The 8,083-nt window shown below is 68.5% G+C and carries 11 protein-coding genes; 6 read left to right on the top strand and 5 right to left on the bottom strand.

The features are described 5' to 3' along the window. The coding region (locus VFM98_RS02985; RefSeq protein ID WP_325108410.1) for a ferritin-like domain-containing protein at positions 1 to 804 on the bottom strand (804 nt) is incomplete at its 3' end. Positions 805 to 950: 146 nt separating this feature from the next. On the opposite strand from VFM98_RS02985, the gene VFM98_RS02980 reads away from it, so the two are divergent. Beyond that, entirely contained in the window at positions 951 to 1,547 is a 597-nt protein-coding gene (locus VFM98_RS02980) for a glutathione peroxidase (RefSeq protein ID WP_325108409.1), read from the top strand. A 303-nt stretch (positions 1,548 to 1,850) separates the two neighbouring features. On the opposite strand, the gene VFM98_RS02975 is transcribed toward VFM98_RS02980, so the two are convergent. Continuing rightward, positions 1,851 to 2,465, bottom strand: a complete 615-nt coding sequence (locus tag VFM98_RS02975) for a glutathione S-transferase N-terminal domain-containing protein (protein WP_325108408.1) — start codon at positions 2,463 to 2,465, stop codon at positions 1,851 to 1,853. Between the two features lie 139 nt (positions 2,466 to 2,604). Here VFM98_RS02975 and purB point away from each other — a divergent pair, with 139 nt between their 5' ends. Together purB and VFM98_RS02965 are read left to right on the top strand one after the other, a co-directional pair. After that, positions 2,605 to 3,984, top strand: a complete 1,380-nt coding sequence (gene purB / locus VFM98_RS02970; RefSeq protein WP_325108411.1) for an adenylosuccinate lyase — start codon at positions 2,605 to 2,607, stop codon at positions 3,982 to 3,984. Between the two features lie 4 nt (positions 3,985 to 3,988). Next, on the top strand, positions 3,989 to 4,549 hold the full coding sequence (locus VFM98_RS02965; RefSeq protein ID WP_325108407.1) for a YaeQ family protein: 561 nt from the start codon (positions 3,989 to 3,991) through the stop codon (positions 4,547 to 4,549). A 3-nt stretch (positions 4,550 to 4,552) separates the two neighbouring features. Here VFM98_RS02965 and VFM98_RS02960 read toward each other — a convergent pair whose 3' ends face one another. Both VFM98_RS02960 and VFM98_RS02955 read right to left on the bottom strand, forming a co-directional pair. Continuing rightward, positions 4,553 to 4,855, bottom strand: coding sequence for a DUF2007 domain-containing protein (locus VFM98_RS02960; protein WP_325108406.1), 303 nt, complete (start codon positions 4,853 to 4,855; stop codon positions 4,553 to 4,555). 2 nt (positions 4,856 to 4,857) lie between these two features. After that, positions 4,858 to 5,295: a DUF3717 domain-containing protein gene (locus VFM98_RS02955; protein WP_325108405.1), complete on the bottom strand. Its 438-nt coding sequence runs from the start codon at positions 5,293 to 5,295 to the stop codon at positions 4,858 to 4,860. A gap of 313 nt (positions 5,296 to 5,608) precedes the next feature. Here VFM98_RS02955 and VFM98_RS02950 point away from each other — a divergent pair, with 313 nt between their 5' ends. From VFM98_RS02950 to VFM98_RS02940, 3 genes are read left to right on the top strand one after another with little or no spacing between them, the layout of a single operon-like run. Continuing rightward, the gene (locus VFM98_RS02950; protein WP_325108404.1) at positions 5,609 to 6,307 is read left to right on the top strand and encodes a TerC family protein; all 699 of its coding nucleotides are present in this window, start codon (positions 5,609 to 5,611) and stop codon (positions 6,305 to 6,307) included. A gap of 22 nt (positions 6,308 to 6,329) precedes the next feature. Next, positions 6,330 to 6,749 carry a hypothetical protein gene (locus tag VFM98_RS02945; RefSeq protein WP_325108403.1) on the top strand — a complete coding sequence of 140 codons (420 nt, stop codon included), beginning with the start codon at positions 6,330 to 6,332 and terminating at the stop codon, positions 6,747 to 6,749. Between the two features lie 56 nt (positions 6,750 to 6,805). Then, positions 6,806 to 7,162 (top strand): phage holin family protein, encoded by a 357-nt coding sequence (locus tag VFM98_RS02940; RefSeq protein WP_325108402.1) that lies wholly within the window; start codon positions 6,806 to 6,808, stop codon positions 7,160 to 7,162. On the opposite strand, the gene VFM98_RS02935 is transcribed toward VFM98_RS02940, so the two are convergent. Further along, the coding region (locus VFM98_RS02935) for a M48 family metalloprotease (RefSeq protein WP_325108401.1) at positions 7,130 to 8,083 on the bottom strand (954 nt) is incomplete at its 5' end. The two genes, VFM98_RS02940 and VFM98_RS02935, sit on opposite strands and share 33 nt — an antisense overlap.

Below are 8,083 nucleotides of genomic sequence, written 5' to 3'. Positions count from 1 at the left end.
GTAGCGATTGAGCTCCTGCACGCTCTTGAAGCTGCGGTCCATCAGCAGGCTGAGGTTGTGCAGGATGCGCTCCACCACCTTGGTTTCCCACACCGCGTCGAAGTTGATCTGCTTGTCCAGCCAGTGCTCCAGCCACTCGGGATCGGGCAGGCGCGACTGGATCGTGTCGCGCGGGAACAGCGCCTTGTTCACGTGCAGGTTGGTCGGGTGCAGCGCCTGCGCCGTGCGCCGGGCGCTCGCCATCAGCACGCCCACCTTCGCGAACGCGGCCTTCGCATCGACGCCGAAGTTCTGGATCGCGCGCTTCATGTAGCGCAGGTAGGCGCCGCCGTGGCGCGCCTCGTCCTGGCTGAGCGTCTGGTAGATGTGCTTGATCACCGGCTCGGTGTGCCACTCGGCGGCGCGCCGGTACCAGTGGTTCAGGCGGATCTCGCCGCAGAAGTGCAGCATCAGCGTCTCCAGTGCCGGCGCCGGGTCGAACTCGAAGCGGACCTGGTGCAGTTCCTCCTCGGTGGGCACGAGGTCGGGACGGAAGCGGCGCAGGTACTCCATCAGCACCAGCGAATGCTTCTGCTCCTCGAAGAACCAGATCGACATGAAGGCGGAGAAGTCGCTGTCGTTGCGGTTGTCGCGCAGGAACATCTCGGTGGCCGGCAGGGCGGCCCACTCCGTGATGGCATTCATCTTGATCGTCTGCGCCTGCTCCTCGCTGAGCTGCGCAGCGTCGAACTCGTCCCACGGAATGTCCTTGTCCATGTCCCAGCGGACGGACTCGAGTTGCTTGAACAGTTCGGGGTACAGCATGGCGAATGGATCTGGATGTAACCGGCCATTGTAGGTGGCGGGGGTTTTCCCTTGGGGACCGCCGGGCACGGCGAAACCCCTCCCGACAGCCGGGTGCTGTGGGGAGCGCGAAAATGTCACTTTCTGACCTGTCTCCGGAGCCTCCGATGAAGAAGCTGGCCACCCTGACCGTCGTTGTTTCCGCCGCATTCGCCGCCACCGGCCCCGCCCCGGCCGCTCCGGCCGCCGCCACGGGCCCGGCAGCCGCCGCCAGCCCCGCGGCCTGCCCGGCCCTGCTGCAGCACACCTTCCCGCGGCTGCAGGACGAGAAGCCGCAGCCGCTGTGCCAGTACGCCGGCAAGGTGCTGCTGGTGGTGAATACGGCCAGCTACTGCGGCTACACCCCGCAGTACCAGGGACTGGAGGACCTGTACGCCCGCTACCGCGACAAGGGACTGGTGGTGCTGGGCTTCCCGTCCAACGACTTCAACCAGGAAAAGAGCAGCAACAAGGAAATCGCCGACTTCTGCGAGAACACCTTCGGGGTCAAGTTCCCGATGTTCGGCAAGAGCTCGGTGGCGGGGGCGGCGGCCAATCCGCTGTTCCGCGAGCTGGCGGCAAAGACCGGCAAGGCCCCGGCCTGGAACTTCCACAAGTACCTGATCGGCCGGGACGGCAAGGTGGTGGCGCAGTACGCCAGCCGCACCACGCCCAGCGATCCGGAACTGCTCAAGACGCTGGAGCAGCAGCTCGCTGCCCGCTGAGTCCGCGCGGCGTCGGCACTGCCGCGTAGCGCCGGCGCCAAACGCCTGTACATAAATTTACGAACGAATCGATTTTGCACCGGAACCGTCGGGCAACTGCTTGACTCTCACGGGCAAGAGGCAGGGACTTTCCGGTTTTGCTGCTGCGAAGTCGTCCGGACCACCGGTCACGGATGCAATCCCGAGGCGACTCTTCTCCTCCTCCCTCCCTCCCTCTTCGTTTCGGGGCGCTTCGCAGCATTTTTTTCAGCAAAGTAAAAAGCCGCCCGAGGGCGGCTTTTTACTTTGGGTCCGGTCAGTGCCTCAGGCCGGCTTCGTCTCGGCGAAGCTGGCGCGCTGCATCAGCTTTTCGTGCAGCTTGGCCAGGTTCGGATAGGGCGTGCGCCAGTCGATCTCCGGGAAGCGGAAATCGAGGTAGCCGAGCGCGCAGCCGATGGCGATGTCGGCCAGGCTCAGGTAGATGCCGGCGCAGAAGGGCTTGTCGCCCAGGCCCTGGCTCATGGCCTTGAGGCTCGCCTGGGTCTTGGCCAGCTGGCGATCGATCCAGGCGTCGCAGCGCTGCGCCTTGGGCCGGCCGGACCAGTGCGATTCGAGCCGGGCCAGCACCAGCGCATCCAGAACGCCATCGGCCAGCGCTTCCCAGGTCTTGACCTCGGCGCGCTCGCGGCCAACCGCGGGAATGAGCTTGCCCACCGGCGAGAGCGTGTCCAGGTACTCCACGATCACGCGCGAGTCGAACAGCGCCTCGCCGCCTTCCATCACCAGGCAGGGCACCTTGCCCAACGGGTTGGAATTCATGATCGACGTGTCGGCGGCCCAGACGTCCTCTTCCACGAACTGGTAATCCAGCTTCTTCTCGGCCATCACGACGCGCACCTTGCGCACGTACGGGCTGGTGGTGGATCCGATCAACTTCATGGGGGCCGCCTGGCGTGTTCTGGTTCTGGAGGGGGGAGGGTTCGGTTTCATTCTAGGGGAATGGATTTTGACTGCTGTCGTGGGGCTGCCACAGGACACGCGTCCGATCCCCCGGCGGGGCACGGCCTAGAATTCCATGATGCCTCTCTCCACGATTTCCGCGCTGTCCCCCCTGGACGGCCGCTACGCCGCGCGGCTCGCCGCGCTGCGCCCGCTGATGAGCGAGCAGGGCTACATGCACAAGCGCGTGCAGGTGGAAGTCTGCTGGTTCATCGCGCTGTCGGACGCCGGCTTCTCCGAATTCAAGCCGCTCACGCCCGGAGCGCGCACTTACCTCCTGAGCCTGGTCAAGAACTTCTCCGAGGCCGACGCCGCCGCCATCAAGGAGATCGAGAAGACCACCAACCACGACGTCAAGGCCGTCGAATACTGGATCAAGTCCAAGTTCGAGGCCCGGCCCGAGCTGCGGGCGGCCAGCGAGTTCGTCCACTTCGCCTGCACCAGCGAGGACATCAACAACACCAGCCACGCGCTGCAGCTGAAAGGCGCGCGCGAGCTGGTGCTGCTGCCGGCGCTGGATGCCGTGATCGCGAAGATGCGCGAGATGGCGCACCAGTACGCCGCCGTCCCCATGCTGAGCCGCACCCACGGCCAGACGGCGAGCCCCACCACGGTGGGCAAGGAGATCGCCAACGTGGTGGTGCGCCTGGCGGCCGCGCGCGAGAAGGTGGCCGCAGTCAGGCTGCTGGCCAAGATGAACGGCGCCGTCGGCAACTACAACGCGCACCTCGCCGCCTGGCCCGATTTCGACTGGGAGGCCTTCAGCCGCAAGGTGGTGGAGTCGCCCGAGCCCTTCGGCCTGGGCCTGACCTTCCAGCCTTACAGCATCCAGATCGAGCCGCACGACTACATGGCCGAACTGTTCGACGCGGTCGCGCGCGCCAACACGGTCCTGGTCGACTGGTGCCGCGACGTGTGGGGCTACGTGAGCCTGGGCTACTTCAAGCAGAAGCTGCGCGAAGGCGAGATCGGCTCCTCCACCATGCCGCACAAGGTGAACCCGATCGACTTCGAGAACGCCGAAGGCAACCTGGGGCTGGCCAACGCGCTGCTGAAGCACCTGTCGGAGAAGCTGCCGGTCTCGCGCTGGCAGCGTGACCTGACGGATTCCACGGTGCTGCGCAACATGGGCGTGGCGCTTGGCTACGCGGCGCTCGCCTACCACTCGCTGGGCATCGGCCTGGCGAAGCTGGAATTGAACGAGGAGGCGCTGCGCACCGACCTCGATACTTCCTGGGAAGTGCTCGCCGAGCCGATCCAGACCGTGATGCGCCGCTACGGCGTGCACGGCGCCTACGAGAAGCTGAAGGAAGTGACGCGCGGCAAGACCGTCTCCGCCGAAGACCTGCACGCGCTGATCCGCTCGCTCGACATCCCGCAGGCGGAGAAGGACCGGCTGCTGGCGATGACGCCGGCTTCGTACACCGGCAAGGCCGCCGAACTCGCGCGTCGCGTTTGATCCGGTGGCTCTCAAATCCACCGTCTTCAAGGCGCAGATCGCCGTGGCCGACATCGACCACGGCTACTACGCCGACCACGCGCTCACGCTGGCGCGCCATCCGAGCGAGACCGACGAACGCATGATGGTACGGCTGGCGGCGCTGGCCTTCCACGCACACGAACTGCAGACGGTCTGCGGCGGCGACGGCACGCTGGCCTTCGGCAAGGGCCTGTCGGACCCCGACGAGCCCGATGCCTGGCTGCGCGACTTCACCGGCCAGACGCGCCTGTGGATCGAGGTCGGCCAGCCCGATGACACGGCGCTCGCCAAGGCCTGCCGCCAGTCGGAGCAGGTGGCGGTGTATGCCTTCCATCACGCGGCGGAAGTGTGGTGGAAGGGGATCGAGACCAAGCTCACGCGCCTGTCGAATCTCGCCGTGTGGCGCATCCCTTCGCAGGCCTCGCAGGCGCTGGAGGCCCTCGCCCAACGCAGCATGCAGCTGCAGGCGACGATCCAGGAAGGCGTGCTGATGCTGGGGGATGCGAACCGGCACGTCGACATCGAGCCGCTGCGCTGGAAGTGACGGTCAAGGAGGCATCGGCCGCCCGCAGTTCCAGCACGACTCGAAGCCGCCCTCCACCAGCTCGCCGCAGGCGCAGCGCCAGCGCCGCTGGGGCAGGTGCTGCAGCTGGCGCAGCAGGGCGCGGGCGGCCTCCAGCTGCTCGTCGTGCGTGACCCAGATCTCGGGCAGGCACTGGTCCGGCGGCAGTTCGCCGGCCACGCTGGAGAGGAACTGCCGCTGCACGGAGGCCTCGATGCCGGCCTGCCGCAGCGTGTCGGCCCACATGGAGGCGATGGCGATGTTGGGGGCCTGCGTGACGCGCCGCACGGTCAGGGCCCGGGCGCGGTGGTGGACTGCGCCGCGCCCTCCGACGCGCGCTCCGCATAGCGGTTGAAGCGCCAGGCGCTCCCATGCAGCGTGATGCGGCGCCAGACCTCGCGCTTCTGCGCCGGCGTCATCGCGGGCCAGTGCTGCACCTCGTCGAAGCTGCGCCCGCAGCCCTTGCACCACGCGTCCCCCTGCGAGGTGGAACAGATCGCGATGCAGGGCGTATCCGGCTGGGTCTCGTACCAGGCCTTCCAGGCGGCGTAGGCGGCAGCGGGGAAGCCGCGCTCGTCGGCCTCGTCCTCGTGGTGGAACACCATGAGCGCGTACACCTCCGCCAGCGCCCGCAGTTCGGGGGCGAGCGTCACGCCGTCCGGCGAGGGCTTGCGCTCGCGCCAGAAGTTGATGGCGGCTTCGAGGTCTGTGATGTGGATGCCGGCCATGGCTGGGCCACGAGGTACTGCTGGAAATCCATGATAGCCCGGCCTTGGAACAAAAAGCGGGGAGCTGTGTTCTAATCCGGATTCGCGAAGGGGAGTAGCTCCCGGTCCGCGCTCCCAACCGGGGCGCCGGCCATCGGCCAGCCGTCAATACGAAGCGCAAGCTTCCGGCTGGTCGGGCAGCAGTCAGCCACTGCAAGCCGAGCAAGACCTTCGATCGGGCCCGCGCGGCCTGGATCGAGCCCCGTCCGCAACCACGTGTGCGTGCTGATCCATTTCGCCCGGGCGATCAATCGTCTGCGTTTCGGAGCTTCGCATGGAATTCCTCTCTGCCGCGTGGTGGTCGGCCCTGGCGGCCATCATCCTCATCGACCTGGTGCTCGCCGGGGACAACGCGATCGTGATCGCGCTCGCCGCCCGCAACCTGCCCAAGCGGCTGCAGCGCAAGGCGATCGTCTGGGGCACGGTGGGCGCCATCGTCGTGCGCTCGCTGATGACCATCGGCGTGGTCTGGCTGCTCCAGATCCCGGGCCTGATGCTGGTGGGCGGCCTCGGCCTGCTGTGGATCGCCTACCGCCTGATCGCGGACGACGGCGGCCATGAGGACCACGGCCCGGCGGCCACCACCTTCTGGGGCGCGATGCGCACCATCGTGATCGCCGACGCGCTGATGGGTGTGGACAACGTGCTGGGCGTGGCCGGCGCGGCGCACGGCGCCTTCGACCTGGTCGTCATCGGCCTGCTGGTCAGCGTGCCCATCGTGGTCTTCGGCAGCACCATGGTGCTGCGGCTGGTGGAGCGCTTCCCGGTCATCATCCAGCTCGGTGCGGCCGTGCTGGCCTTCACCGCGGCCAAGATGATCGTCGGCGAGCCGCTGCTCGACGCGGTGTTCGACCCCGCGGGAACCCTGCATGCATTCGCGCGCTGGAGCACGTATGCTGTGTGCATCGCCGGCGTGCTCGGTGCGGGCTGGCTGGCCACCCGCGCGGCGCGCCGATCCGCCGACGCGCCCTGAGGGAGGCGCCCGAGGAGGCTCCATGGAAAAGGTGATCGTGTACCTGGACGACGCGGCCTACGCGCGGCCCCTGCTGCCCGCCGCCGCCGAGCCCACCCACTGGGTGCTGGTGGCGTGCGCCCCGCGCATGACGCACCGCATCAGCAAGTGGGTGAGCCACTCGGCGCGCGAGAACTGGCGCGCCAAGTGGGCCGACAAGCTGTTCGACCAGATGGTGCCCGCGCTGCGGCAGCGCGGCGACGCGGTCACCCCCGTGCTCGCCAAGGGGCCGCTGCCCGAACTCACCCGCGCGCTGATGGCCGAACACGGCGACGCCCGGGTCATCGACGCGCGCCGCCCCAAGTCGGCGGGCAGCGGCGGCGACGCGATGCGCTGGTCGCCCGGCGCGATGCTGGGTTTCGGTGCGTGGCTGTTCTGCTCCTTCGCCGCTTTCGAGTACTAGGAGCCTGGGCGGCAGAGAGACGGGCCTGCGCGGGCACGGCTGCTATCCTTGCGGCCATGCTCAAGCTGATCAGCAAGTGGCTCCTCAGCGCCTCGGCGCTGCTGTTCGTCGCCTACGTGTACAGCGGGGTCGAGGTGAAGTCCTTCGCTTCGGCCATGGCGGCGGCGCTCGTGATCGGGCTGCTCAACACCGTAGTGCGGCCGGTGCTGGTGGTGCTGACGCTGCCCGTCACGGTGGTGACGCTGGGACTCTTCCTCTTCGTCATCAACGCGCTGATGTTCTGGCTGGCCGCCGCGGTGCTGCAGGGCTTCGTCGTGCGCGACTTCGTGGCCGCGCTGGTGGGCTCGCTGATCTACACCGCCGCCGGCGTGGTGATCGAATCAGCGCTCGAGCGCCTGTTCGCGAAGCGTTGATTCGACCTGGCGCGCCCGGGTGTCGATGATCGACGCCTCGATGTGGTCGCCCCCGCCCCTGCGCACCAGGTCCTGCGCGGCCTTGAAGCGGTCCAGCGCGGCGGTGTAATCGAGCTGCGCCACCCGGGCCTCGGCTTCGGCCCGCACGGCCCGCACCGACTGGCCCTGCGCGCCATACGCGGAGGACAGCAGCTGCCAAGCCGCGGCATCTCGCGGCTGCGTCGCCACCCAGGTCTGCAGGCGCTGCGCCGCGTCGCGTGCCTTGCCGGCGCCGATCTGCGCCTGGGCGACCAGCAGCACCTCGGGCCGGCGGCGGCTTTCGGCGTCCAGCGTGCGCAGAACGCGCGCGGCGTCGCCGCCGGCCAGAGCGATTTCGGCCGCGAGCAGCTTGGCCACCCGCTGGCCGGCGGCATCGCCGGCGACCGTTTCGTCGAGCTTCGCCAGCAGCCTGGCGGCCGTGGCCGCATCGCGCAGGCGCGCCGCCGCGAAGGCGGCCCCGTACAGCACGCCGGCCTGGCGGCTGCGCGGCAGGGCGCCGAAGCCGCTCGCATCGGCCTCCGCCACCATGGCCCGCAGCGCGTCGACGCCGGGATTGGCGAACACGCGCGCGCGGCCGGCCATCAGGGCGTGCTCCAGCGTCGGCTGCACCGCAGCGTGGTCCCCCAGCTGCTGGCGCGCCTGCATGTCGGCGATGCGTTCGCTGGTCATCGGGTGGGTGCGCAGGTAGGGATAGGCGCCGTTGTCGTTCAGGCGGGCGGCCTGCTGCAGCTTCTCGAACATCGTGACGAAACCCTGCGGCGCGAAGCCGGCCTGGGTGGCGACGCCGAAGCCGATGCGGTCGGCCTCGCGTTCCATGTCGCGCGAGAAATTGAGCTGCTGCTGCGCCGCCAGGGCCTGGCTGCCGGCCATCACGGCGCCGCC

This window comes from Ramlibacter sp. (assembly GCF_035706265.1).
Lineage (GTDB): Bacteria > Pseudomonadota > Gammaproteobacteria > Burkholderiales > Burkholderiaceae_C > Ramlibacter.
The sequence above is the reverse complement of the archived record's forward strand: the minus strand, read 5'-3'. Positions and strand labels throughout refer to the sequence as shown.

Coding starts and splice junctions, on each gene's coding strand:
- VFM98_RS02980 (WP_325108409.1), top strand. CDS start 951: ATGAAGAAGCTGGCCACCCTGACCGTCGTTGTTTCCGCCGCATTCGCC.
- VFM98_RS02940 (WP_325108402.1), top strand. CDS start 6,806: ATGCTCAAGCTGATCAGCAAGTGGCTCCTCAGCGCCTCGGCGCTGCTG.
- VFM98_RS02945 (WP_325108403.1), top strand. CDS start 6,330: ATGGAAAAGGTGATCGTGTACCTGGACGACGCGGCCTACGCGCGGCCC.
- VFM98_RS02950 (WP_325108404.1), top strand. CDS start 5,609: ATGGAATTCCTCTCTGCCGCGTGGTGGTCGGCCCTGGCGGCCATCATC.
- VFM98_RS02975 (WP_325108408.1), bottom strand. CDS start 2,465: ATGAAGTTGATCGGATCCACCACCAGCCCGTACGTGCGCAAGGTGCGC.
- VFM98_RS02955 (WP_325108405.1), bottom strand. CDS start 5,295: ATGGCCGGCATCCACATCACAGACCTCGAAGCCGCCATCAACTTCTGG.
- purB (WP_325108411.1), top strand. CDS start 2,605: ATGCCTCTCTCCACGATTTCCGCGCTGTCCCCCCTGGACGGCCGCTAC.